We start from the raw sequence: 26,304 nt of genomic DNA, 5'->3' as shown, positions 1-26,304 counted from the left end.
CTTTAAATATGATGCGATAAAGTTATTAACAAATTATATAATTATATACAAATATAAAAATAACTAATTACTTGAGTTTTTTTATGGTAATATTATTCCATCCATGACTATGTGTGTTTTCAGCGTATGTTTCTTGTGTCACGTCGGCGCATTGAGATAAGCGCCTGACAAACGGTTGGAACACCTTTTGTGAAACCGTCGAATCTTGTCCTCCCCACACAAAATGGTAGGAACCCCCACACAGTTTCTGGTGATAGTTGCGCGGATCGAGCCCCTGATTTAAAGGAGTTAGTCCCAAGGATTGGGTCCACGCCGCAACATCAATGTTTGAAGCAATAGTGGTCACCGTGCTGATATCTGTACGATGCGCTTTAATAAGTAAAGCAAGAGTTCCGCCGCCTGAATATCCTATAAGTTCAAGATGCTTGGGGTGAAAGCGTTTTTTATAGTGGTCAATCACCGCTGAAATTGCTGCAATCACCTGAGCGCTATAGATATGGGTCGTCCACATATCGGTGGTGCAGGCATGAGCTGGCTTCATTGTATACTGACAAGGACGTGCCAGATAAACCCATGACCCTATGTCATTTGCGAGAGCAATGTGTAGTGAAACTGGTGAAATTGGAGTGGGGTTTGTAGAGGGTTCATAGGCATTTTTCCATCCAAATCCATCTCCTTCAATATATACACGAAGAGTATCCGTGGAACCTTCACGAAAGGCTGTACGTAAAACAAAACCTCCGGCGGTAATATCGTCACAGAGAAGGTGGTGATGTTTCACGAGAGTGTTAAAAGCAGAGTGACGGCGATCAAGATCAAAGCGCGAGCAGCATGCTGTTAACATCATCAAGCAAAAAGGCCACCCAAAACGGATGGCCCTTTGTATTAGGTATTGCGTAAACTTAGAATTCATAACGAACTGTAAGCATACCCGTATCAGATTTAAACTTGCGTGCCCCATCAAAGTGAGAATACTCAGCAGTGATCAAGAAACTATCAAACTTCCCAATGATACCACCACCCATGATGTAGTTGCTGCGATCATTTTTGAAGTTTATCGCTGTGCTTTTTGCTGTGAGAGGGTTTGTGTTGGTAACATCATACTCAGGAGATTTTTTGCTGGAGACCAAGTCATACAAATATCCACCTTTGATAAAAGGCATGATACCTTCTGCAATCATAAAGCCAACCTTTAGATTAGCAAAGGCACGACCAGCTTTAGCCGTAACAGCACTGACTGCACGATCATCAGTCATGTTTTGAACCTTAAAGCTTGCTTTTTGAGAGAATGCTTTTTGCTTGCGTTGGGCATAATCAGCACCAATCTGGGCACTTACCATAACACACTCCACAGGCTCTACGTGTGCATTAAATGCTACACGACCACTGAATTGGTCGGCCTTTGGGCTACCCGATAGTGTTCCATCAACAGCAGATGTTGAAAGGATGTTATAATTCCAGCGGGTGTTTTTGCGAGATGTCTTCGATGTAATGTGCAGATATGAGGCCATAATGTCGGCATCAAAGTTCTTGCTGAAAACAACTTTTGCATAGGGCGTCAAACCATAGCCATTACTTCTAACTTTCTCAGATAAGAATGTTGTCTTGGCATTTTCATGGGCATAGTTAAGGGCAAGACCAACTGTAAACATATCATTCAAGCGATAGTCAGTACCCAATGCTGCGGCCCAAACATCACCACTAATACCAATGTATGGATCACTTACTTTATAGTCTGTGTATGCTGTTGATAGCCACAAGCCCCAGTTCATCTGATCAGAACCAGCAGATGTTCCTTTTCCACGACCTGCAATTGTTGTGTATACAGAGTTGGCTTGCGCCATTTTTCCACCACCTGAACCAAGCGCATCTAAGCGATGATTCATGGCCGTTGTCATGGTTTGTAAGTTTGCCAACGTGGTTGCTTTGTTTGTTACAACCGTACCGTTTCCAAGCAAATCAGATTTTGTGTACATCCCGTACTTTCCAGTTAGGGAAGCGTAAACAGATTGTCCCATATTACCAATGTACATGTAAACCCATGTACCCGAACGAACACTTGAACTGTAGGTTCCGCTTGCTTGTGCGTGCGAAGTGACAGTTAATGCCGCCACACACACAAGAAAGATCTTCTGTATTTTTTTAATCATTGATTTTTCCCTAATTACTTATTACTAAACTTTATCCTTATAACGCATTGTAGATATGAAAATAGTTACCAAAGCGAATGTGCCAGAAATTTTTCATGAGACGTGTGTTGAAAGTGCAACAAAATTGTCAACGCCCTTACAAACAATGTTTGTTATTCTTTCATTGGTAACGTTTAATATTTTTATTTTCAGTGGATTTTCGATTTTCCACCTAGGGTACTGTCATGATTCAGATTTTGCCCATGTTTCTTTTTGGTTGCTGAGCTTTGTTCAGGGTGTCGCTTTGATGGCGACCAAGGCACGCCTTTCAGTTATTGCTTTGCTTAAAACCCCTCTGCCCCACGTAATTTTTGTTCTTTATATTACAACTGTAGGGCTTTCTTTTTTTCATGAAAGCACCGTCCTTAGTTTTCTGGGGTCCGCACAAATGGCCGAAGGTGCTATGTCTCTCTTGAGTTTTTTGATAACAACGCTGACATTTAGTATCCTGTGCCAAGAGGAACGCACCCGAAAAACCCTCCTTAATATAGCTTTATTCTCGGGGCTTACACACATAGGTATTGCCTTGCTAGGCACAGAAGAAGGGTGGCACCGGGTCTCTTCTGTGTTGGAAGATTTTGGATTAACCGTTATTGGGGAATCCCCCCCCCTGCGGAGTATCGTTCCGCATTGGTTTCCTGATTATATCATTTTTGTTTTGTTGCCCACTTTTGTGTTGTTTCTTCTAAGGATTGCGTCGCATGAAGGCCTATTTATCCAGCGTGGCTCTGTGCGTACAGGAGTCCTGTGCGGGGGAATGCTTGTCGTGATTTTTGCGTACATACTGATGAATCATTCATTTTCTGTATCTCTTTGTATTGGAACTTTGGGCTGTGTAACCATGTATGCCATGAGAAGAATCTTTTCTCCATCGAAAGCTCTTTTTTTGTACCTGATTTTGGGTGGTTCTCTGGTTATGGTAGCCATCTTTCTTTCTCCTGATTTTTCTTGGATTCCTGATAATATACAGTCACGGGGTTATCTGGCTCAAATTGTTTTACCCCGATGGCCGTATGATTTTTCTTTTCAAGGATTTGTAGATATTTTTGTGGGCCGTGGCTGGGGAACCTATGATCAGTTATTAACCCAAAACATTGATCTTATAAAAGTCCACCAATACCAAGGAAGTTCTTGGAACCCATCGTGGGAATCCTTCGTGCGTGACCAATTTCATACCCATAACAGCGCGCTAGAGTACTATGTGAGCCTTGGTTTGGTGGGAGTTACTGTAGGGGGATATAGTCTTTATGTCATCAGTACCAACCTTCGCAACGCATATTTCTATCTAGGGAGCTTTTATCTCTTTGCTATGACTATTTTATGCTCTGCCTGGTTTCAGGTTTTGAGTTGTGTACCCTATAATATTCTTGTTTTATGCCTTATTTTGAAAGATAAACCCTTGTCTTCACCCATACAGGGAAAGATACTCGCACGCGCATGGAAAGTTCTTCCCTTGAGCCTGGTGCTTTTGCCTTTAGCGGCCGTTGGTCTTGGGTCTATGACGTACGCGATACGCAACACGCACATGCCGGAAAAACCAGAAACACTTGTTTCTGAAAGTATGGCATTTATACACTCAGATCTTAATCATCTTGATCGATTGCAAGGATACTATCGGATGAACAAAGTTCTCTCCTTGTGGTTGAGTCTTGCTCCGGAGGGGATAAAGCAAAAAACAATCACATCCCGTGAGGCTTTTGCTGTTACAAAAGCCTTTGCGCATAAACTTTATGAGGGCATTAAGACGAAGCGTATGCCCCATTCGCGTGTGTTAATTTTAAATCTTTTGGCGCTGAATGGCACACATCCGGAACTAAAAAAACACATGCAAGAAGAAGATTATAGGTTCTGGATTAGGTTTTCTCAAGAGTTCTTGGATAGTGTGCCGCAAAGAGCTTCCGTTCTTCACCTGACGCTTGCTTATCTTGTCAGTGTGAATGATACCGTGAATCTTATACAAATTTTGGATAAAATGGATCGCGTTGCTCCCAATAATCCCGTTGCGTTGTGGTTTCGGGGGTTTCATTTATTCGGATCTACAGCCACCACCAAAGAAGGAGTGGCTCTTTTATATTCAGCCCTTCAACGCGGCGTGAACAACGTTATTCCCATCAACCCTCAGCACCGTGAAAAAATCATCCAGATTCATAAGCAGATGTTTCCCCATGACCATCTTTTTGGTGGTTAAGAAAGCAAAGGCTGTCGGGTCGCAGGATTTTCCTAAGGAAGACGACCAGAAAACCGACAGGGAATACAGGGTCTTCAAGAGGGATTCCAAGAAGATCATTAGCTTTTTGCAATAAATACAGCGTAGGGGTTGCTCACAAAAAACTCTGAAGAAGGAAAAAATTATACCTTAGCAAATACGAGGGAGGCATTAGTGCCGCCAAACCCAAATGAGTTTGACATCGCAAGAGAAATACCCCTGTCTTTAGCAGTGTGTGGGGTGAGATCCAGGTGAGCACATTCATCAGCAGGGGTGTGCAAGTTAAGCGTTGGAGGGCATACATTGGTATAAAGTGCCATGACTGTGAATACGGCTTCAACGCCACCTGCTCCCCCTAATAAATGACCCACGGCGGACTTGGTGGATGAGATAGACGTCTGAGGGGCCGAAGCCCCTAACAGGCGCGTAATGGCAAGGGCTTCGATAACATCCCCTAAAGGGGTGGATGTCCCATGTGCATTAATATAGTCAATGTCTTGTGCCGGGAGGGCTGTATGGTTCTTGATACTCTTAAGGGCTGCTTTCATTGCACGGTATCCACCGTCTCCATCGGAAGCGGGTGCTGTAATGTGGTGAGCGTCACCGGACAACCCATAACCAACAACTTCGCCATAAATTTTTGCTCCCCGCTTTTTGGCATGGTCATATTCTTCGAGAACAAGAATGCCTGCACCTTCTCCCATCACAAAACCATCGCGCCCTTTATCCCACGGACGAGATGCTTCTGTCGGGGTATTATTGTATGTGGTACTGAGGGCACGGCATGCAGAAAATCCTGCTAGTCCAATGCGGCATACGGCTGCTTCTGCTCCACCGGCGACCATGACGTCGGCATCGCCATAAGCAATGAGCCGTGCGGCATCACCGATAGCATGGGTGCCTGTCGCACATGCCGTCCCCACCGCGTGGTTGGGGCCCTTAAAACCGTACTTAATAGAAACTTGACCCGATGCCAAATTAATTAAGATCGCAGGGAGAAAAAACGGACTAACGTATCGGGGGCCTTTTTCATGAAGATCCACAGAGGTATCATAAAGTCGTTGCAATCCCCCTATTCCAGATCCAATCAACACCCCTGTGCGCTCGCATTGTTGCGTGTCTGTTGGTTTCCATCCAGAGTCTTCAATGGCTTGCGTTGCGGCTGCGATGGCGTAAACGATAAAGGGATCTGTGCGTTTGCGTTCTCCTGCTGTCATCCAATCATCAGGATTAAACAACCCTATGGCAGAGTCTCCGTGGGGAACCATACCGGCAATGTGGCAGGGAAGATCATCTACAGGAAATTCTGTAACTGTACGAATGCCGGATTTTCCGGCAATCAAGGAATCCCAGGACGCAGAAATGGTCCCCCCCAAAGGAGTAACGGCCCCTAGACCCGTAACAACAACCCGACGCATAAAAACAGACTACTAGGCTGTGTTAATTTTCATAACGCGATCAATCGCGTCTTGAACTGTTTGAATATTGTTTGCTTCTTCTTCGGGAATTTGGATACCAAACTCGTTTTCAAGAGCCATGACAAGTTCAATTTGTTGAAGACTATCAGCATTAAAATCATTGACGAAATGGGACTCAGCTGTGACCTTATCAAAGTCAACCTCAAGGGTTTTTGCAATAACTTCAGTTACTTTTTTTGTGATATCTGCCATGATAAATCTTTCCTTATGTTCGTATCATCAACGAGAGTTACAGTGTATGGCTTGATGAGCCTGTGTTTGTTTCCTATCATACTTCAATTCGAAACACCAGTATGGAAAAATAGTGCCCAACAATAAGACTACTAAACCATCGCCATACCACCATTGATGTGAAGCGTTTGTCCGGTAATGTATTTTGCTTCGTTACTTGCTAAAAAAGCAACCGCCGCTGCCACATCATCAGGGCTTCCTATGGACCCTGCAGGTATTTTACCCATGATAGCGCCTTTTTGTGTGTCGTTTAGTTTTGCTGTCATGTCGCTTTCAATGAAGCCGGGAGCAACACAATTTAAGGTAACCCCGCGTACGGCGACTTCCTGGGCCAACGCCTTTGTCATTCCTATAAGCCCCGCTTTCGATGCACAGTAGTTGGCTTGCCCAGGATTACCCATGACACCGACAATAGATGCAATATTAATAATTCGCCCCCACCGATTGCGCATTAACGTTTTGATGGCTTCGCGAGAAATAACAAAAGCGGCACTCAAGTTGACATTGATGACGGTGTCCCAGTCTTCGTCTTTCATGCGCATGGCCAACATGTCACGTGTGATCCCTGCGTTATTTACGACAATGTCGAGACCACTCATGGCTTCTATGGCTGATGGTATCAGTGCTGTGACAGCAGAGCGATCACTTAAATCGCATGATATGACTGTGGTTCGTGATCCTAATTCCCTCGCAAGGGTATCCAGTTTTTCGTCGCGTGTACCAGAAATCACCACATGGGCGCCCTGGTTGTGAAGAGTGCGTGCGATGGCTGACCCAATGTTTCCGGTGGCCCCTGTTACAAGTGCCCGTTTTCCCTTTAAATCAAACATTATTATATCCTTTATACCTAGTTTTATGTAATATTTTTCATAAATGTGTCAAGATCACTGGGTGTTTCCAAACTACACGCCATAATTTCTTTATTGATACGTCCCATTAAGCCAGTTAGTACCCGACCTGCGCCCAACTCAACAACCATAGAGGTGCAATCAGTGTGCTTATAGTTGGTGCATATGTATTCCATAGACTCTCTCCAGCGTACGGTCCCTGTTAGCTGCTTGACCAGATTTATGCGTATATCATCAGGTTTTTCAATGGGTTTAGCGCTAACATTAGCAATCACTGGTATGCGGGGTGTGGAAAGGGTAACACCCTCAAGCGCACGTGCCATAGTCTCTGCAGCAGGTTGCATGAGAGGACTGTGAAAAGGCCCACTAACATTCAGGGGAATGACACGTTTAGCCCCTCTTTCCAGGGCTATCGTTGTGGCATAGGCAATTGCTGCCGTTTCACCAGAGATCACCACTTGTCCCACACAGTTGTCATTAGCAAGTACACATGTACCTTCGGATTGTCCTTGATCACAAATTTCTGTGATCGCCTTGTAATCAAGACCAAGAATGGCAGCCATCGTTCCTTTTCCTCCTGGAACAGCTTTTTCCATTGCCTTTCCGCGCGTACGTAGAAGTTTGGCACCATCGCGCACACTAAAACAGCCAGCTGCTGCAAGGGCAGTGTACTCCCCCAACGAGTGTCCCGCGAGTGCGTGCACATGCGTGTGCAGGCAAAACCCGTAGTGTTTTTCAAGAACAGCCAAGATAGCCATGCTTGCTGCGAAGAGGGCTGGCTGGGTGTTGGATGTTGCCTGTAAATCTTCAGGAGATCCGTCAAAGCAAATCTTTGAAAGATTGTCACTCAAGGCATCATCAATTTCATCAAATGTTTCACGAGCGGCAGAGAATGTATCGGATAGGGTTTTCCCCATACCCACTTTCTGAGACCCCTGTCCTGGAAACACAAAAACAACCATAGAACTTCTGTTCGCATTTCGTTATAGTAAGGCAACATACTGTTATGCTTCATCAGAAGAGTCAAGGTTGCATTAAACGCCTTCATTCCCTTCACCTTAACTATTGGGTTACTGCCACACATGCGTTTTTTTACAACCCCGAGATTTATCAATTGCGTGACGATTCTCAGTGTCTTTATTACCGAAATTGCGACAGACATCTATTTGCCGAGTACGCGATGTTTAATGCTTGAGTTTCATTCCACGCAGAAAATGGTTGCACTGACTCTGAGTAGCAATTTCGCAGGGCTTGCGCTTTCAGCGCCTTTTTATGGCGCGCTATCGGATAGTATCGGGCGTAAGCCAACTGTTCTGCTTGGTTTGGGGGTTTTTGCCCTCATGTCTTTTGCGTGTGCATATGCGAACTCCCTTGAGATGCTTGTATTCTTGCGTCTTATCCAAGGAATAGGGGCTGGGGTAACCTATCCTGTGGGGGTGGCTGTCCAAAAAGACATTTATTCGGGACGACAGTTTGCTAAAGCGCGGGCAACTATGAGTGTCGTTTGTGCAGCTGCTCCTGCTTTAGGACCTGTGCTTGGGGGATACCTCGTTTCATTTGTGAGCTGGCATTGGACGTTTATCAGTGTTGCGGTTGCTGCAATGTTGGTTATTCTTATCCTTCTGCTACAACCAGAAACACTGGATGCTCGTTATCGTAAACCCTTTTGTTTTTCCCGAATGACGGAAAGTTACAGGCAGTTATTTCGCCAGCGTATCTTCATGAAATACGCCATGATTGTTGGGTGTGTGTCCAGTATCTATTGGAGTTTTCTTTCTGGTATGACATTTTTGTTTTTGGATCATTTTAAAATATCCGAGCATGAGTACCCCTACTATCAACTGGTTCTCGTGTGTGTGTTTATAGGGGGCACCGTTGTCAATCGGTTTTTGACAAACACACGTTCACCAGATGCACTTATTGAAAAAACACTCAGCCTTAGTACTATTAGCTGTTTTGCGTTTGTGTTGGTCACAGTGATATTGCCGGATCATCCGCTGACAATTATTACATGCATGATCCCAATTTGTGCGTGTCTTGGAGTGCTATTTCCCAATATCGGCTTACGTGCAATCGAAGTGGCGACACACGCTAAGGGGTATGCTTCAGCTGCTTATACCACAGCTGAACTGCTTTTTCCCGCCATTGCTGTAGAAATTGTGGGAAAAATGTACAATGCGCGTGCGTTCACAATTGTTATTTTTATGATGCTTTTGCATATTGTCGCACTGGGTATTTGGCATTACTATGAACCACAACAAATCACACCCTACATTGACAAACATACATAATAAGAAGGAAATGGTACGTCTATGACAAAACCAACGCTTGGCATTTGGGCAACTACAGCACTTGTGGTTGGAAATATTGTAGGAACGGGGATTCTTATGCTTCCCAGTTCTCTTGCTGCCTTGGGAACAGCTGGCATACTGGGCTGGTTTGGCACAACAATTGGTGCTTTATTTCTGGCGCTGGTATTTGCACGATTATCCCGGCGCTTCCCAAAAACAGGAGGGCCTTTTGCCTATACACAATATGCCTTTGGTGACTTTGTGGGTTTTCAAATGGCGTGGATGTACTGGACAGCAAACTGGGTCAGTAATGCAGCCGTTGCGATTGCGTTTGTTAGCTATTTGTCTATTATCTATCCGCAGGTAGCCACACAGCCACTTGTATCGCTTATGCTTGGGTTGGGGGCTATTTGGATACTCACAGTCCTTAATTTGCGTGGGACGCAAACATTTGGACGTGTTCAAATCTTTATCACACTGCTGAAGCTAACACCGCTGGGGTTTATTGCAATTGTTGGTTTGCCTGAGATTAAATCGTCCAATATTTTTCCGTTGACGCCGGCTCCAGGGAAGGATTTTCTCTATGTTATCTCACATGGAATTTCATTAACACTTTTCTCGTTTATGGGGCTTGAGGCTGCTACTATTCCTGCTCAAGATGTGAAAAATCCGGAAAAAACGATCTCCCGTGCAACAATCTTTGGAACACTTCTTGCGGCTGTAATTTATATTTGGATTAACATTGTTGCCCTTGGTATTCTGGGGGCGGACGCTCTTGCCCAAGCGCAGGCTCCTTTTGCGCAGATTGCAGAACAGCTTTATGGACAAAACATGGGATTGATTGTGGCGGGGTTTGGTGCTTTTGCTGCCTTTGCAACACTGAATGGGTGGATTCTTCTGCAGGGGCAAATCCCCATGGCAGCTGCGCAAGAAAATCTTTTGCCCCAAATTTTTGCAACTAAAAATGGGCAAGGGGTTCCATGGTTTAGCCTTGTTTTGTCCAGTACGCTGGCAAGTATTCTTTTGAGCGTAAACTACACCTTGGATTTTGTGAGTCAGTTCACGTTCATTGTTAACCTCACTACATTTACAGTGCTTCTTCCTTATCTTTACACCAGTGTTGCAGATGTTATTTTACTGATAGAATCCCGTAAAAATGCCCGAAAACGAGAGATTTTTCGTGCAAGCCTTATTTCAGCTGGGGCTTTTTTATATGCGCTAGGGGCTATTTATGGGAATGGCAGGGATATCGTTTTTTCGGGAACCCTTTTCACGTTGATGGGGGTGCCTTTTTACGTTTGGGCACGCCAAACAAAAAAGAGCTCCTATCAATGGAAACAGGAGACTTCTTCTTTGCCTCAGTAACGTACGGTATATGTGGGGGTTAATAATGTGGATCGATTGTTCCGTATGTCTTCGGACATATAGTCAAAAATTCCTGTGTTTACATCATGACCACTATGATTGATAGGGATTAGGTGAAGAGAGTCGTACCCATTCAGATTTGCACCTAACACATCCGTATAAAGTGAATCTCCAATAACCAGTATTTTTGATGGCTCTATTGTAGGATTTATGACTTCAATGTGTGAATATATGCGAGGCCAGGGTTTCCCATAATAAAGAATATCTGTATTTGTGGTGCAGTATGGAAGTATAGATCCCGGCCGCGCGAATGTTTGTGTGCCACTTTGAACAGCTTCATCGGGGTTTATAATCACAATGGGAATTCCCTGCGCACAGGCTTTCTGGATGGTGTCGGCGTATGAGCTCACTTTGGAAATATCAGGATTTATACTGCGTACAATTAAAAGTTCAGCTTCCTCAATGCGGTTAACAAACACCAGGGGTAATCCCTCAAAATAGGGGCTATAGTTATCATAATCAATGATGTAAGCCTTTTTACCCCGGTACTTTTTATGTGCGTACATGTCTTGATAGGCAATCTCTCCTGCTGAAATAACAGCAATATCGGGAGAGATGTCCAGACCAAGTGTAAGAATATTTGTGCGGACACGGCTGTTTCTTTCAGGAGAGTTCGTCAGAACAACCACGTTTGCGCTGTAGTTTTGGATGTAATCCACAAGCATTTTACCAGGCGGTAATATGTCATCACCATTTTGCAAAACGCCCCACGAATCAATAAGGAGAAGGCTATATTTTGCTATAATCTCAGCAAGATTTTCAGCCGCATGAGGGTTTTCATTGTGCATATACATAACGTAAAATAAACGTTCCTAACCATAACCTTTAAAATTTAATAAAAAATTAATAACAAATATCGTAATGTGATGTATGATTTTATCACATATGTAATTTAGGGCGGTATGTATATGAACGAAATTCTGCACGTTGTTAAAAGTCATCGACTATTTAAAGATCTTCCCGCAATGGTAAAGGCGCGAATTATACCCTTACTTGAGGTCATTTCTGTTGCAAAAGGGAAAAAAGTATACTTAGCGAAACAAGAGGCGGATGCGATTTACTTTGTCTGCTCAGGCAGTATAAAAATTGATGGCAAAGAGGAGCTATGTGATAAGGGAACATTTTTTGGGGAAGAGTCTTATTTCAAATCCCGATTTTTTGGTTCAGATGCGCTTGCAAAAGAGGAATCAACGATTATTCGCATTCCTGTGAGTGCTCTTGATAAAATCAAAGCTCACAACGAAGATATCTCAAGTATTCTATTTTCATCGTTTACGCAGACAAAATCAGTAATTGAAACAGTGCCTGTTGTTGATGAGGGAACAAAAATTTCCGCCCTTATTAGCTGGGTATTTGCCTTTATTGTGCCTGTTTTTATTCATGCTCTTCTTGATGATGGTATTGCTAGTGAAACACGTTTGTTCATAAGTATTTTGTCGTCAGGCGTTATTTTTTGGGTATTTGGTACTTTCCACGAGTCAATACCAGGACTCATCATTATTGCGGCATCACTTATTCTGGGGCTTGTTCCTCCCGCTGAGGTGCTGGCGGGATTTTCTTCAAGTCCTTTCATTCTTGTGATGTCGCTGTGGGGAATTGGGCTTCTTTTGATCCAATCAGGATTAATCCAACGAATTTTGCTTTATCTGATTCGGTATCTGCCATCAGGATCTGGATTTTATAACGTTGCGCTTTTTTTTCTTGGGGGCCTCATGACGCCTGCTATTCCTTCAATAGTCAACCGTGCAAAAGTGGGAGCTCCGATGGTTGAGGAGACTCTTGACATTCTGGGAATTCCTCATGGAACGACTTTGAGTACAAAAATTAGTGCATCTATCTTTTTTGGCATAACAATACTGAGTAGTGTGTTTTTCACAGGATCCGTTATGAACTTTGTTGTATTTGGTTTGCTGCCTCTTCAAGAGCAGCAAAACATTATAACCATTGGTTGGTTTTATAGTGCGGGTGTCGTAGGGGGGGTACTGAGTGTTTTCTACCTTGTAACCTCCTCAATTTTCTTTGCGACGCGCACAAAAATTAACGTGTCAAAGCCAATGATTGATCTTCAGATCAAAGCCCGTGCTTCTATGTCATCACAAGAAGTAATGGCTTTGGGATGTGTGATCTTTTTTGTTATATCGCTTTTTACTACCCAGTATCATCGTATCCCTATTGAGTGGGTCAGTCTCTTCCTTCTTTTTGCTATTCTCTCCATGAATCTTATTGGTACAGAGAAATGGCAAAAAGATACGGATTGGTCTTTTCTCGTATTTCTGGCAACGATCATCGGCATCAATAAATGTATGCAGTTCCTTGGTGTGGATAATATGTTTCTCTCTTACATTCTTCCCCTGCTTAAGGCCTTTATTTCTGAGCAGGATCTTGGGAAGCTTATTATGGTGCTTGTGGGAATAATGGTTGTCGTGCGGCTTATTCTTCCTATTGGACCGGCAATTGCTCTTCTTTCGGCTATCATGGTTCCTGTTTCGGAATCATTCGGTTTGAGTTTGTGGGTTCTTGGTTTTGTTTTGCTGATGTCAGCTGATATTTGGTGGTTTCCGTATCAATCTCCTTTCTACACAAAGTTTACAGAATCATTTTCAAAAGCGCTTCCGTATAAAGAGAGTTCTTTCCTTCTATTTAATGCGCTTATGAATATAGGACGTATTGCGGCAATATACCTATCTCTTCCTTTTTGGAAGAGCCTAGGCCTTATGTTTAATTAGTATCTACGTAGGATTACAAAACATGTTCACATCGAAAATTCGTTTTGATTACATCATACCTTCACTTCTTCTTCTTTTTGCGTTTACATTTTTTATTATCCATAATTCTGGACGCAAAGAAGTGCTTGTGGTGCACAGCTATCAAACAGACTATAGTTGGGTGCGTGATGTAAATAGTGGCCTAAAAAACATTTTTGCGAATGAAAAACGCTACAATGTTCGCTATCATTATATGGACACAAAGAGGCATACTTGGCCTACATACCTTCGCAATGCTGGCTTGATTACGCGACGATTAATCGGTGCTATTCGTCCGCAAGTGATTATTTGTGTCGATGATGATGCGCAGCGTCTTGTTGGCCAATACTATATTAATGATCCCAATATTAGCGTTATTTTTTCCGGTGTAAATGCTTCTCAAGAAACGTATGGTTACGACAAAGCAAAGAATGTAACAGGTATTTTGGAAAGACTCCCGTTGGGGGGATTGCGGGATACATTTTACTTGCTTGCCCGACAGCGGGGTCTTGCGGAGAATGTGCAGATTCGCACAGCTCACATTAGTGATAATTCTCCTACTGTTCAAAATGATGATAAATACATGCGTCAATTTTCTGAGTGGGGACGTGTGAAGCTTGAAGATTCCAAACTTGTGGGAACATTCGATGAGTGGAAAAAGGCCGTTCTTGAGGCCAATAAGACCTTGGACTTCATTACTATTTCAAACTATCGCTCTATTCGTAGGAATCCAAATGACAAGGAGTTCATGTCACCAAAAGAGGTTCTTGAGTGGACGATGCAAAATGCCACAATTCCAGCAATTGGCGTTAATGCGTTCTTTGTTGAGGAGGGAGGCGGTCTTGCGATTGCCACATCTCCTTACGAGCAAGGGTCATCAGCGGGTCTTGCAGCACAGCAAATTGTGATTGGGGGAAAAACCGCTAAGGATATCCCAATCGTTCGAACAGAGCAGTTTATTGTGTGTATCCGTGATTCCATTGTGGAAAAAATGAACATTGAGCTTCCTGATATTTATGATGCGTTTGCACGCGTAACCAAGAAACACTACAGGTAAATGTGGATGTATATCTATGATTACGCGTCGATACAAAAAGTTATTTAATCAGTTCACTCTTGAGCTTTATGTTCTCTTTCAGGTTATCTCTCTTTTAGTTATCACGCTCCTTGTTCTTGGGTATTTTACCAATATGCGTGTGCGCTCACGCGAAGAAACCTTTGTAAAAAATAACATTCAAAAATACAATGAAAGCATTGAATCCCTGGTTTTGCAGAAGTTAGAAACGACACGCAAGGTTGCTGAAACAACCACCCGCGTTCTTGTTTCTCCTCTCATTGGGAGTATCGAGGATCAACAGGCCCAATACTTAAGCTTTCTGATGGATCAGAATCAGGATATTTGGAGCCTATATGTTGGGTATCCAGATAAAGCATTTTTTCAAATCAGCAGGACCTCTCCCCAAGACAGCCTTGTGTTTGATGAGCAAACCCGTATTCCCGATAATGTACGATTTCGGTATCGGATCATCTCCGCGCCACTTCTTGGAGAAACATGGTTTTATACGGACAGTGCCCGCACCGTGGTTGAAAAAGAATATATCGCACGCACCCGATATGATCCGACTCAACGCCCCTGGTTCAAGGAGGCTGTTACAAACAGGCGCCTATCAATCATTGATGCCTATGTTTTTGGTTCGATTGCGAAGCCTGTGGTTACTGTATCAATTCCTCTTCGTAGGCAAGACTCAGGTGTTCCTGCAGTAATTGGTGTTGATTTTGACATCACCAGTCTCTCTCGTGAACTGCGCGAAAGAAAGATTTCCCCGGATTCGTTTGTTTGCATTTTGAATGCTGAAAACAAGATTGTTGCTCAATCTGAGATTCTGAATAATTCCACCCACAGCGAAGCGCAGGGGCTGATCCATATCAATCAACTGAGCAGTGGCCATTTGCGCTTAGCTATGGATACATTTGCACAGAGCAAAGAAAATACGTTTTTTATCACTATCCAAGAAAAAAAATACCTTGTTAATGTGTTGCGTATGTTTGATGTGGAAAATCTTGAATGGATAATTGTCAGTGTTACAAATTACGAAGAGTATGTTTATTCACAAGCACAAATAGAAAACCACAATTATAGCCTTTATGTTTTTATTTTGTTTATAGCGTGCTTACAGATTATTTTGTTAGCGCGACGAATTGCTTATCCCATTCAAGATCTCACAGCGCACGCGGAACAAATTGGAAAATTTGATCTCACAGATCGTGAAAAAATAACATCAAAGATCAGCGAAGTGGGAACGTTAGCGCGAACGCTCCAGAATACACGTCATAGTTTGCGTATTTTTACAAAATATATGCCCTCACAACTTGTACGCAAACTTGTGGGAACAGAAAAAGAAATAGAAATCGGGGGTGAAAGAAAACCACTCACTCTTCTTTTTACTGATATTGAGGGGTTCTCAACGGTATCTGAAGGGCTTTCCCCCGAAGATCTCATGAAGCATATTTCTGTCTATTTTGAAGGATTATCCCAAATTATTATGCGTCACGAGGGACTCATCGATAAGTACATTGGTGATGCTATTATGGCTTTTTGGGGTGCGCCTGATGATGATAAGACCCAAGGCAAAAATGCTTGCAGAGCAACCCTAGCTTGTTTTAATGCGCTGCGTGACTATAACGCCCAGTGGGAAAAGGCAAACAAACCGGTTCTTAAAACACGTTTTGGTCTCCACCACGGTGAGGTTGTTGTTGGAAACATAGGGTCTTCTGATCGCATGAATTACACTGTTATGGGAGATAATGTAAACCTTGCTGCCCGCCTTGAGGGTGCAAACAAATTTTATCGCACACACATTCTTATCAGTGAGTCTCTTTATGCTCTCGTCAAAGATGAGTTTGTGTGCAGGAGTGTTGATGTGATTGTCGTCAAAGGCAGGACAAAGGGCGTGCATACCTATGAACTGGTTGGCCATCAGGCTGATCATAATCTAGGGGTTCCCGATAAGAATATGATGGCGTATGTGACGGGGTTCAATAGGGCTTTTGATTTCTACCTTAATTTGAACTTCAAACAGGCTATAAAAACCGTTCAAGGGCTCCAAAACCTATCAGAAACACAGCAAGCAATCATCGAAGAATTTATTGAAAGGTGTGAAGTGTTTATCAAGAAGCCTCCTTTAGAGGGGTGGGACGGATCATGGACACTTGTATCCAAATAAGGGTATTCGTTTTTCCCCCAAGTCATGCTAGCTTACATACAGAAAAAATTCTAAGTCATCATGCCTTTTTCGGTTCTTATGCCAGCCCTATCACCTACTATGACTGAAGGAACCTTGATTTCCTGGCAAAAAAAAGAAGGGGATGTTGTGGCCCCTGGCGATGTGCTTGCCGAGATTGAAACGGATAAAGCTACGATGGAAGTTGAGGCTGTCGATGAAGGCCGCATAGGAAAAATTCTTATTGCTGCTGGAACGGAAGGTGTTTCTGTCAATACTCCTATTGCAGTTATGCTCGCTGAGGGCGAGGATCTCACCACATTAGACACTTATATACCTGAAACCATGCCGGGCCTTGGAAGACCAGATGAAGCACATAGCGCCGCATCAAACACCCAACCATCAGGGTTATCTTCGGAAACAGAAAAAACACCACCCTTGGAGAATGCCCCCGTGCGGGTCTTTGCCACCCCTGTGGCTAGGCGCCTTGCTGCGGAGAAAAAGATTTCCCTTGCCTCTGTAAGCGGATCGGGTCCTCATGGACGGATTGTGAAGGCAGATATTTTAGAAGCTCTTTTTGTGTCAGACACTCCCCTTGTTTCTGGGTCTACGACACCCCCTGCGTTGTCTCCATCTGTTGTGAGCGATGAGAATACCCAGACCACGCGCATGCCTCTTTCAGGGATGCGTAAAACGATTGCTGCGCGTCTTACCGAATCCAAACAAACTGTCCCGCATTTTTATCTTAGTATAGACGTGCGGTGTGATGTTTTATTAGAGGCGCGTGCCGATATCAATAAACGGCTTGAAAAGCAGGGTGTGAAAATATCTGTGAATGATTGCATCGTAAAAGCTTGTGCTGTGGCGCTGCTGCGTGTTCCTGAGGCCAATGTAACATGGGAGAATGACCATCTTATGCAGCACCATCGTGCGGATGTGGCTGTGGCTGTGGCTGTTGATGGAGGACTTATTACACCCCTTGTTTTTGATGCGGGGAGATGCTCGTTGGCTGATATTTCTGCAACCATTAAAGATCTTGCAGAACGTGCACGCGCGGGAAAATTATTGCCCTGTGACTATCAGGGAGGAACATTTACCCTGTCAAATCTTGGTATGTTGGGGATTGATACCTTTAGCGCCATTTTAAATCCTCCTCAGGCAAGTATTCTTGCCGTTGGAATGGCCGTTAGAAAGCCAGTTGTTGCTGACGATGGTTCGCTTGCTGTCGCAACGGTCATGAACTGTACCCTGTCGGTAGATCATCGGGCACTTGATGGGGCAGTGGCAGCTCGTTTTCTCAATGCGATTAAAGATAATTTGGAAAATCCTACGATGATGCTTATGTAAGCAAATTTTTTTGAAGAATTTTCAGAAGAAAAGAAATGGTCGGGGTGGAGAGATTCGAACTCCCGACATCCTGCTCCCAAAGCAGGCGCGCTACCAGGCTGCGCTACACCCCGAATTGTTCTCAAAAGAACACTTTATACATACAGATAAATATACACCTACGCAACAATGTTTCGGTAGGGGTGCATAAAAATTACCTAAATAGGGCCATGGACTGTTTGTATGGCGGTTTTTTGGAAAAACCCGCAAGGGTATAACCAAAGCAGGTTTTTGCTAGCCAGTAGTAAGGCGTGGCTCTTATTTCGCCACTCCGGTTTCGAAACAGAAGGAAACCTCTGTTTGACCCTTTGCGTCCCCATTTTGATCAAAGCGGAATGCTGTTTTTTTGTAATGCGTGCACTTAAACGTCATTTTTAGCATATCACCATATGGTTCGATCGATTGCGTAAAGCAATTTGTAAACTCCATATCCAAAGCAACCACATTAACACCATTAATATTAGCAATACGCTTCAAAGAAATGGATGATAGTGCTTCACCAATCATCATACGGTATTCCAGTGTTGTGGATGAGTCCGTGTTTGAGATCACAACCTGAATATCACTAATGGTTACCACAGCAGATGAATACAAGGGGCCTGTGGAAGAGGGGTTTGTAGGCTTTGAAAGTTTGAATCCCCAGCTAAAGCACTCTGTGTGTTCTGTGAATCCTTCAATGTATGAGCTCACAAGGTTTTCTCCTACACGAATAATCCACTCAGGGGTTTGTGTGCGTTGTGAATAATTTGAATGTTGGCTCGTAACAGGGTTACGCTCATTCATCGTTGAGGCGGCGGTTGTTTCTGCTGCATAATCGAGTGGCATGGCTTATTCCTTTCGTGATGTACTTTAAGGGTTTTTACGCGGCAGGAGCAGGAAGAGTTGCAACCAGACGAATCGACGCTGTAAGCTCTTCCAACTGAAAATGCGGCCTTAAGAAAACGGTTGCCCGGTATGAGCCCGGTTTTCCTGGAATGTCAAACACATCGATACGTGCTTCGCGAAGAGGAAAGCGTGCTTTTGTGCTTTGTGTTGCCTCATCAGAGAGCAAAACGTAGTTTGCAATCCACTTATTCAGATAGTTTGCGACGTCATCCTTTGACAGAAAGCTACCGATTTTATCCCGAATGATTGCCTTGATGTAGTGGGCGAATCGTGATGCAGCCAGCATGTATGTTAAGCGTGCCGATAATTGTGCATTAGCATTTGCATCTGCGGTGCTGAACTTTTTGGGGCGTTGGGCTGTTTGGCCACCGAAAAACGCCGCATAGTCCGAACCCTTGCAGTGACATAGTGATATAAATCCAAGATCAGACAGTTCTTTCTCACGGCGGTCGGTAATGGCAACTTCTGTGGGACATTTCAGTGCCACATCACCATCCGTGGTTTTGAATGTATAGGTCGGCAAGTCCTCTACGAGCCCCCCCCCTTCAACCCCGCGTATGGCAGTTGTCCAGTTGTAAAGGAAAGCGGCATTTGTAATGCGCTCCCCAAGGACATATGAAGCATTTCCCCAGCAGAACTTACTGTTATCCGTTCCTTCAACTTTTTCGGTATAATTAAGGTCTTCAACAGGGTTTGTATCGGGACCGTAGGGCAGACGTGTTAGCACATGCGGTAAAGTCAGAGCAACGTATCGAGAATCTTCACTTTCCCGAAAGGATCGCCATTTCAGAAGCTCGGTGCTCTCAAAGGTGCGTGCAAGATCCCGTGGGACACCAAGATCAGAAAAACTTTCAAGATTGAAAAGTGATGGTGCTGCACCAGATATAAAAGGTGTGTGCGCGGCCGAAGCTACCTGTGCTATTTTGCGTATGAGTGCCATATCAAGGGGATGACTACCAAACTCATAATCACCTACAAGACATGAATAGGGCGCACCACCAAAGGTTCCGTACTCCTCTTCGTAGACTTTTTTGAATAGCTGACTTTGATCGAACTCAACCGCCTTTTCAAGATCTTGCAGAAGCTCTGGCTTGGAGATATTCATTAACCGAAGTTTGAGGGTAGAGCTCGTATGACTTTTATTGACAAGGTAATGTAACCCACGCCATGATCCTTCTAGTTTCTGAAAGATGGGATCATGAATAATGACATCTAGTTGTTCACTAAGCGCGGTATCAATTTGCTGAATGCGGTGTGACATAAAGGGGCCAACATGCTTGATTTGATTGTCCTCTGTGTTGTTTATTTGTGAAATTAACTCACGAAGCTGCTCAAGTCCTGCTGGGCGCTTGTCTTCATCTTTCGCCAAGCGTCCTTTTACAAGGATATCTTCTAAAGTAATTTTATTCTCTACGTCCGCCATTTCAAAATCTCCTAGTTATCCTTAAGCTTTGCTTTTTGGTGCATCGCCTTCAGGTGCGGGTGCGGGTGCAATTTTCTCAATCTCAGCAAGAATGCCATCCCGCAGAGCTTTGTCTTCAATAATTTGACCAAGCATTCCCTCAAGAACCTCGTTTCCATCAAGTTTTCCAATGAGATCATTCAACAGTGTACGTGAGTCGTGGAGAGCTTTCATTTCAGGAATCTGCCGAATAACTCTTAAGGGATTAAAGTCATCCAAGCACCGAAGCTCCAATTCGATATTTATGCGCTCGGAATCTCCAGGAAGTTTGTTGTCAACAACAAATTGAAGGCGGGGTTTATATGAAGCAAAGACAGAATCGAAGTTTTCAAGATCAATCTCGACGAACTTCCGATCAGCGATACGTGGAGGTTTCTCCGCTGGCACGCCACTAAGGTCAGCTAATATGCCCATCACAAAAGGAAGCTCTTTCAGCTGAATTGCATCACCGATCTCAACGTCATACGTGATGTGAACACGTGGCCGACGTACGCGATCGAGAATATGCTGGGTGCTTTCTGCCATATTTTTTACTCCTTACCTTCACCACACATCCTGCATGGATCATTGGTAATTTAATTATCTAAGATCATTAAAGATGTTTTTTGTTAAAAATAAGTTAAATAATTAGGTATTTTTTTAAATTAATTTATCTTTATTTTATGGTGCAAGAAAATCTATTGCGTCTGTGAAGCCCTAAAAGATGATGTGTGAGCGGTTTTATTGTTGGGTTTTTATCCGAAGAAAAATAATTCAACACATACAATTTGGGCAGGCGCAAGCGAACATAACCCCATCGCGCAAGGGGGTTATAGTCTCGGTGGTGGATACCATCGCGCTATCGTATATTCTCAAGGGAAAGTCTTTATTGCAAAGAGCTATGAGTGTGGGCATCACGGCAAAGCTGGATGTTCGTAGCTAATGCAACACTACCCGCTTGTAATTGGGGCAATTCAGAAAGAAACACTCAAGCCTGGATTTTTGCTACCTGTTAGATCTTTCTACAGGAAGGATTATCCTATAGCCCTGTAAGAATAAGCAAGAGTATCACCTAAAAAGATACATTCCGTAGCGAAAAAAAGATGTGGTGCATGCAAAGCGATAGATAGCATACACCCAAGATACCCCATGTGAAATGAGGAACATTCATGACTCCTGGCGCTCCTTACGAAGCTTTGTTAAAGACATCTTCCCATGTTCCTTGAGTGGCGGCCTTGGAGTATTCTGTCGCTCGGTTTTCAAAGAAATTTGTGTGCTCCACCCCGTTGAGCATTTCATCCATCCACGGAAGTGGGTTTTGAGAAACACCAAAAATTGCCTTACAACCAAGCTGACGCAAACGTCGATCGGCGATATAGCGGATGTATTGTTTGACGTCCTGTCCCTCAAGTCCCTCAACACCACCGAGCTCAAAGGCAAGATCAATAAAAGCATCTTCCAGCTCTACGACTTTTTGACACGTATCCTGAAGCTTCTGAATGAATGCAGAAGTCCATACCTGAGGATTTTCAGAAATAAAAGTTTTAAAGAGGCGGATGATGGAGTGCGTGTGAAGTGTTTCATCGCGCACGGACCATGAAACAATCTGCCCCATCCCCTTCATTTTATTGAAGCGCGGAAAATTCATAAGGATGGCAAATGATCCAAATAGTTGTAAGCCCTCTGTAAATGCCCCAAAAACAGCCATAGTCATGGCGATATCTTCAGGAGAATCCCCTCCAAATGACTGCATGTACTCCCATTTGTCTTTCATTTCCGCATATTTGAGAAATGCTTGATATTCTGTTTCGGGCATTCCAATCGTGTCTAAAAGATAGGAGTATGCAGCGATATGAACAGTTTCAATATTTGAGAATGCGGCCAACATCATTTTAACCTCTGTAGGCTGGAAAATGCGGCTATAATGTTCCATATAGCAGTTATTGACCTCCACGTCCGCTTGTGTAAAAAAGCGAAAAATATGCGTGAGAAGATTACGTTCTGACGGAGTGAGGCTTTTATTCCAATCACGCACATCATCGGATAAGGGAACCTCTTCGGGAAGCCAATGGATGCGCTGCTGTGTAAGCCATGCTTCGTAGGCCCATGGATAATTAAAGGGCTTGTAAAGAGGGTTTGGTGTAAGAAGATTCGGTGTGCGTGTTGACATGGTGGCCTCGGGATTTACTTATTGACAGGATAAACATTCTTCATAGTTATTTGTGACAGGAGCTGGTGTGTTGTGATGGGAAAGATCACTAGAGACGGAACTTTCTGCCCGCTGAATAGATTTTGATCGTGCGTAATACAAACTTTTCACCCCCTTTTTCCAGGCTATCATATGGACATCGTGAAGTGTTTTTTTATGCACGTTGCTGGGCAAGAAAATATTCAAGGACTGTGATTGGCTGATAGAGGGCTGCCGATCAGCGGCATGTTCAATAATCCAGCGCTGATCAAGCTCGAAAGCAGTTTTGAAAACGGCTTTTTCGTGGGCACTCAGAAAGTCTAGATGCTGAACAGACCCCTCATTTGTTGTAATGGAGGACCAAATATCAGGATTGTCATGCCCTTTTTCAGCAAGAAGGTCTTTAAGGTGTTTGTTGCGTACAGCAAACGACCCCGAAAGCGTTTTATGCGTAAAGGCATTGGCTGCATTTGGTTCAACTCCAGGAGAGGTGCCTCCGCAAATTATGGAGATAGATGCCGTAGGTGCAATAGCTGTTTTGTTTGAAAAACGTTCCATACTTCCACCATCAATGGCGTCGGGGCATGCGCCTCTTTCTTTGGCCAGGGCGATAGAAGCCTTGTCCGCTTGCTCCTTGATATAGGTGAATATCCGTTTGTTCCAGCTTTTTGCTGTAACACTTTCAAATGGGATCATTTTTGATTGCAAGAATGAGTGGAAACCCATAACCCCAAGACCCACTGAGCGCTCTCGCATAGCAGAATACTTTGCCTTGGCCATATCAGAAGTGGCGTTATTAATATAATCGGTAAGAACATTATCTAACATCCGCATGATATCTTCGATGAACTGCGGTTCGTCCTTCCAGGCATCGTAGGTTTCAAGGTTGATCGATGACAAGCAACATACCGCCGTACGGTCATTACCAAGATGGTCCTTGCCCGTAGGGAGTGTAATTTCACTACACAGGTTTGACATTTTTACAAACATATTAAGGCGCTTGTGATGTTCTGGTATCGACTTATTAACAGTATCGATGAAAATGAGATAAGGCTCACCTGTTTCAATACGGGTGGTCAGAATGCGAATCCATAACCCTCGTGCAGAAATTTCGCGGATAACTTCCCCATCTTTCGGGCTTTTGAGTTGCCAAATCCCATCGTCTTCCACGGCTTGCATAAAAGCGTCAGGAATGAGAATCCCATGATGTGTATTGAGGGTTTTGCGGTTGTAATCACCACCAGTAGGCTTGCGAATTTCGACAAACTCTTCAATTTCGGGATGGTCTACGGGGAGGTAGATAGCCGCAGATCCTCGCCGTAATGAACCTTGAGAAATAGCCAGCGTCATGCTGTCCATGACTTTCATAAAAGGAACCACACCCGAGGTTTTCCCATTACGCCCCACTTTTTCACCAAGGGACCGTAGATTTCCCCAATAGCTTCCGATGCCCCCCCCACGAGACGCCAACCAGACATTCTCATTCCATAAACCAACAATCCCTGACAGACTATCTGTGGCCTCGTTCAAAAAACACGAAACAGGTAAGCCCCGCGTGGTGCCCCCATTGGAAAGAATGGGTGTCGCTGGCATAAACCAGAGTTTTGAAATGTAATCATACAAGCGTTGGGCATGGGCTGTATTATCACCATAGTAAGTTGCCACACGCAGAAAAAGATCTTGATACGTTTCGCCAGGAAGAAGATACCGATCAGTTAACACGGCTTTCCCAAAGTCGGTGAGCAGTGCATCACGTTCGGGAATCGCATGCACAGATTCGCAAGGCTGATTAGTACTTACATGATTATGTGTGATAGAAGCTGAAGCCGTTGATTGCATCGTACGTAATACCCTTTAATTTTATGTTTAAGGCGTTTTGCCAAATAATGAAAATACGTAATCACAATGACCCCGTATCATGAAATTCAGAGGGGTGTGCGGAGCGCGCAAAAATAACGGACTATGCACACCTAAGTAGTGATCTTTGCAACAAAAAGTTACAAAGAAGCCCCACCTTATTAATACCACCAACCATCTGGAAAACCCTTTAAAAACAGGGCTTACAGGAACTAACACTTTCTAATTTAAACACATCTTCTGGACACGTCAATCAACTTTGATACAAAAAAACTTCCTAATTCACATGAGTAATGGTGATGAAAAAATTATCACTTATGGGGGGATTTTTCTGGATCAAGAAAGGGAGAAATGCGATAGATTTGTCAAAACCTACTCTTCAATAGAGTTATTATTTCAGAAAAAAAATAGGTAGTCAGAAAAATATCTATTGTGTAGGATGTGGAGAACTTTCGCATAATTTTTAGGAATCCCGCTATGTCAAGCCATCCACGTGTCCGCCAATGGTCGGGGGTTAAGCTCGTTCCCTTTGTGTGGGTTCTTATTGTGGGTTTCATCCTGTGGAATGTTCCTATTCCAGGAGGGCTGACCCCCCAAACGTGGCGTCTTTTTACAATTTTTGTCTCAACAATTGTAGGTATTGTAACATCTCCCTTGCCAATGGGTGCAACGGCTCTTATCGGCTTAGTGGTTGCTGTAACGGCGGACGTTCTGAGCATGGATCAGGCGCTTTCGAAGTTTTCATCACCAACGGTATGGCTCACTGTTTCTGCGTTTCTTATCGCCCGTGCGTTTATCAAATCTACCTTAGGTGATCGCCTTGCCTATCTATTTATTGCTCTTCTTGGGAAAAACTACCTTGGTTTGGGATATGGTGTTGTGCTCACAGAATTTTTTCTTGCGCCGGTCATCCCATCTAACACAGCACGCGGCGGTGGCATTACATATCCCATTATTCAACCACTTGCGTTAAACTTTCAGAGTCAACCAGACGCTTCCACGCGCAGACGCATTGGAGCGTATTTGATACAAGTGGGGTATCATGCCAATGTTGTGACTAGCGCCATGTTTCTGACGGCAATGGCTGGAAATCCCCTAATGGTAGAGTTTGCAAAAAGTGCAGGCATTGACATTACCTGGATGCTCTGGTTTCAAGCAGCCATTGTGCCGGGGATCATTTCGCTTATCTGTATTCCTCTCATTTTGGCGTTTATCTATCCTCCCGATCTTCGCGATACTCCTCAAGCTCCGGAGCAGGCACGCCAGCGCCTGAAAGAAATGGGCTCTCTTAATTTTGCCCAAGGAATTATGTTGGGTATTTTTTGCTTCCTGATCACCTTGTGGATACTGGGAGAATATATTGGTGTGGATGCAACGACCACAGCACTGCTTGGTCTTTCGATCCTCTTGCTTGTTGGGGTTCTCCAATGGGAGGATATTTTAAATGAGAAAGGGGCCTGGAATACCTTGATCTGGTTTTCTGTGCTTCTTACGATGGCTGAGTATCTTGACAAATTTGGCATGATGAAATGGTTGGGTGGGCAGGCGCAAATAACCGTTGCCTTTCTTCCACAAACATTGGCAATTGCAGCGCTTCTGGGATTCTATTTTTATATTCACTACTTCTTTGCAAGTATTACGGCACATGTCAGTGCATTTTATGCAACTTTCTTGCTTGTTATTTTAGCCAGTGGGCTTCCACCAGTAGCCTCTGCGCTTATTTTGGCCTTTTTTTCCTGTTTGTCAGGGTGCTTAACCCATTACGGAAGCGGTAGTGCGGCGGCGTTTTTTGGCTCACGTTACGTGACAGTAACCGAATGGTGGAAAAATGGTTTCGTTATGAGCTTAGCCCATATTGTTGTTTGGGGGGTTGTAGGCTCTGTCTGGTGGCGTTATCTGGGCATTCTTTAGGTA

The 26,304-nt window shown here is 43.9% G+C and carries 20 protein-coding genes and 1 tRNA gene; 8 read left to right on the top strand and 13 right to left on the bottom strand.

From position 1 onward, the window contains the following. Nucleotides 1–67: 67 nt before the first annotated feature. Nucleotides 68–847, bottom strand: a complete 780-nt coding sequence (locus H6849_01760) for a hypothetical protein (protein ID USO01749.1) — start codon at nucleotides 845–847, stop codon at nucleotides 68–70. Between the two features lie 55 nt (nucleotides 848–902). Beyond that, nucleotides 903–2,150, bottom strand: coding sequence for an autotransporter outer membrane beta-barrel domain-containing protein (locus H6849_01755; protein USO01748.1), 1,248 nt, complete (start codon nucleotides 2,148–2,150; stop codon nucleotides 903–905). Between the two features lie 55 nt (nucleotides 2,151–2,205). Here H6849_01755 and H6849_01750 point away from each other — a divergent pair, with 55 nt between their 5' ends. Then, the gene (locus tag H6849_01750) at nucleotides 2,206–4,377 is read left to right on the top strand and encodes a hypothetical protein (protein ID USO01747.1); all 2,172 of its coding nucleotides are present in this window, start codon (nucleotides 2,206–2,208) and stop codon (nucleotides 4,375–4,377) included. Between the two features lie 161 nt (nucleotides 4,378–4,538). Here the strand turns inward: H6849_01750 and fabF are convergent, their stop codons facing one another. The 4 genes from fabF to fabD all read right to left on the bottom strand — a co-directional run bounded on the left by fabF (nucleotide 4,539) and on the right by fabD (nucleotide 7,914). Beyond that, nucleotides 4,539–5,813, bottom strand: a complete 1,275-nt coding sequence (fabF, locus tag H6849_01745; GenBank protein ID USO01746.1) for a beta-ketoacyl-ACP synthase II — start codon at nucleotides 5,811–5,813, stop codon at nucleotides 4,539–4,541. 12 nt (nucleotides 5,814–5,825) lie between these two features. Beyond that, entirely contained in the window at nucleotides 5,826–6,065 is a 240-nt protein-coding gene (gene acpP, locus H6849_01740; GenBank protein ID USO01745.1) for an acyl carrier protein, read from the bottom strand. A 131-nt stretch (nucleotides 6,066–6,196) separates the two neighbouring features. Next, nucleotides 6,197–6,934, bottom strand: a complete 738-nt coding sequence (gene fabG, locus H6849_01735; GenBank protein ID USO01744.1) for a 3-oxoacyl-ACP reductase FabG — start codon at nucleotides 6,932–6,934, stop codon at nucleotides 6,197–6,199. Between the two features lie 23 nt (nucleotides 6,935–6,957). Then, on the bottom strand, nucleotides 6,958–7,914 hold the full coding sequence (fabD, locus tag H6849_01730; GenBank protein USO01743.1) for an ACP S-malonyltransferase: 957 nt from the start codon (nucleotides 7,912–7,914) through the stop codon (nucleotides 6,958–6,960). A 120-nt stretch (nucleotides 7,915–8,034) separates the two neighbouring features. On the opposite strand from fabD, the gene H6849_01725 reads away from it, so the two are divergent. Then, nucleotides 8,035–9,243 (top strand): multidrug effflux MFS transporter, encoded by a 1,209-nt coding sequence (locus H6849_01725; protein USO01742.1) that lies wholly within the window; start codon nucleotides 8,035–8,037, stop codon nucleotides 9,241–9,243. Nucleotides 9,244–9,264: 21 nt separating this feature from the next. Further along, entirely contained in the window at nucleotides 9,265–10,608 is a 1,344-nt protein-coding gene (locus H6849_01720) for an amino acid permease (protein USO01741.1), read from the top strand. Here the strand turns inward: H6849_01720 and H6849_01715 are convergent. Further along, nucleotides 10,602–11,456 carry a TIGR01459 family HAD-type hydrolase gene (locus tag H6849_01715; GenBank protein ID USO01740.1) on the bottom strand — a complete coding sequence of 285 codons (855 nt, stop codon included), beginning with the start codon at nucleotides 11,454–11,456 and terminating at the stop codon, nucleotides 10,602–10,604. The two genes, H6849_01720 and H6849_01715, sit on opposite strands and share 7 nt — an antisense overlap. A 120-nt stretch (nucleotides 11,457–11,576) precedes the next feature. On the opposite strand from H6849_01715, the gene H6849_01710 reads away from it, so the two are divergent. The 4 genes from H6849_01710 to H6849_01695 are packed head-to-tail and all read left to right on the top strand — an operon-like array spanning nucleotide 11,577 to nucleotide 17,980. Beyond that, the gene (locus tag H6849_01710) at nucleotides 11,577–13,394 is read left to right on the top strand and encodes an anion permease (GenBank protein ID USO01739.1); all 1,818 of its coding nucleotides are present in this window, start codon (nucleotides 11,577–11,579) and stop codon (nucleotides 13,392–13,394) included. 22 nt (nucleotides 13,395–13,416) lie between these two features. Next, entirely contained in the window at nucleotides 13,417–14,469 is a 1,053-nt protein-coding gene (locus tag H6849_01705) for a hypothetical protein (protein USO01738.1), read from the top strand. A gap of 16 nt (nucleotides 14,470–14,485) precedes the next feature. After that, nucleotides 14,486–16,636, top strand: coding sequence for an adenylate/guanylate cyclase domain-containing protein (locus H6849_01700; protein USO01737.1), 2,151 nt, complete (start codon nucleotides 14,486–14,488; stop codon nucleotides 16,634–16,636). A gap of 60 nt (nucleotides 16,637–16,696) precedes the next feature. After that, nucleotides 16,697–17,980 carry a pyruvate dehydrogenase complex dihydrolipoamide acetyltransferase gene (locus H6849_01695; GenBank protein ID USO01736.1) on the top strand — a complete coding sequence of 428 codons (1,284 nt, stop codon included), beginning with the start codon at nucleotides 16,697–16,699 and terminating at the stop codon, nucleotides 17,978–17,980. A 36-nt stretch (nucleotides 17,981–18,016) separates the two neighbouring features. Here H6849_01695 and H6849_01690 read toward each other — a convergent pair. The 6 genes from H6849_01690 to H6849_01665 all read right to left on the bottom strand — a co-directional run bounded on the left by H6849_01690 (nucleotide 18,017) and on the right by H6849_01665 (nucleotide 24,372). Next, nucleotides 18,017–18,093, bottom strand: a tRNA-Pro gene (locus H6849_01690). A 184-nt stretch (nucleotides 18,094–18,277) separates the two neighbouring features. Next, nucleotides 18,278–18,844 (bottom strand): hypothetical protein, encoded by a 567-nt coding sequence (locus H6849_01685; protein ID USO01735.1) that lies wholly within the window; start codon nucleotides 18,842–18,844, stop codon nucleotides 18,278–18,280. 34 nt (nucleotides 18,845–18,878) lie between these two features. Beyond that, nucleotides 18,879–20,327, bottom strand: coding sequence for a type VI secretion system contractile sheath large subunit (gene tssC, locus H6849_01680; protein ID USO01734.1), 1,449 nt, complete (start codon nucleotides 20,325–20,327; stop codon nucleotides 18,879–18,881). A 21-nt stretch (nucleotides 20,328–20,348) separates the two neighbouring features. After that, nucleotides 20,349–20,891: a type VI secretion system contractile sheath small subunit gene (gene tssB / locus H6849_01675; protein ID USO01733.1), complete on the bottom strand. Its 543-nt coding sequence runs from the start codon at nucleotides 20,889–20,891 to the stop codon at nucleotides 20,349–20,351. A 640-nt stretch (nucleotides 20,892–21,531) separates the two neighbouring features. Next, complete coding sequence (locus H6849_01670; protein ID USO01732.1) at nucleotides 21,532–22,515, bottom strand: ribonucleotide-diphosphate reductase subunit beta; 984 nt, start codon at nucleotides 22,513–22,515, stop codon at nucleotides 21,532–21,534. Between the two features lie 18 nt (nucleotides 22,516–22,533). Continuing rightward, nucleotides 22,534–24,372: a ribonucleoside-diphosphate reductase subunit alpha gene (locus tag H6849_01665; GenBank protein ID USO01731.1), complete on the bottom strand. Its 1,839-nt coding sequence runs from the start codon at nucleotides 24,370–24,372 to the stop codon at nucleotides 22,534–22,536. Nucleotides 24,373–24,867: 495 nt separating this feature from the next. Between H6849_01665 and H6849_01660 the strand changes: the two genes are divergently transcribed. Then, complete coding sequence (locus H6849_01660) at nucleotides 24,868–26,301, top strand: DASS family sodium-coupled anion symporter (protein ID USO01730.1); 1,434 nt, start codon at nucleotides 24,868–24,870, stop codon at nucleotides 26,299–26,301. The last annotated feature ends 3 nt before the right edge of the window (nucleotides 26,302–26,304 follow it).

Source organism: Alphaproteobacteria bacterium, from assembly GCA_023898725.1.
Taxonomy (GTDB): Bacteria; Pseudomonadota; Alphaproteobacteria; order JAUHZC01; family JAUHZC01.
The sequence above is the reverse complement of the archived record's forward strand: the minus strand, read 5'-3'. Positions and strand labels throughout refer to the sequence as shown.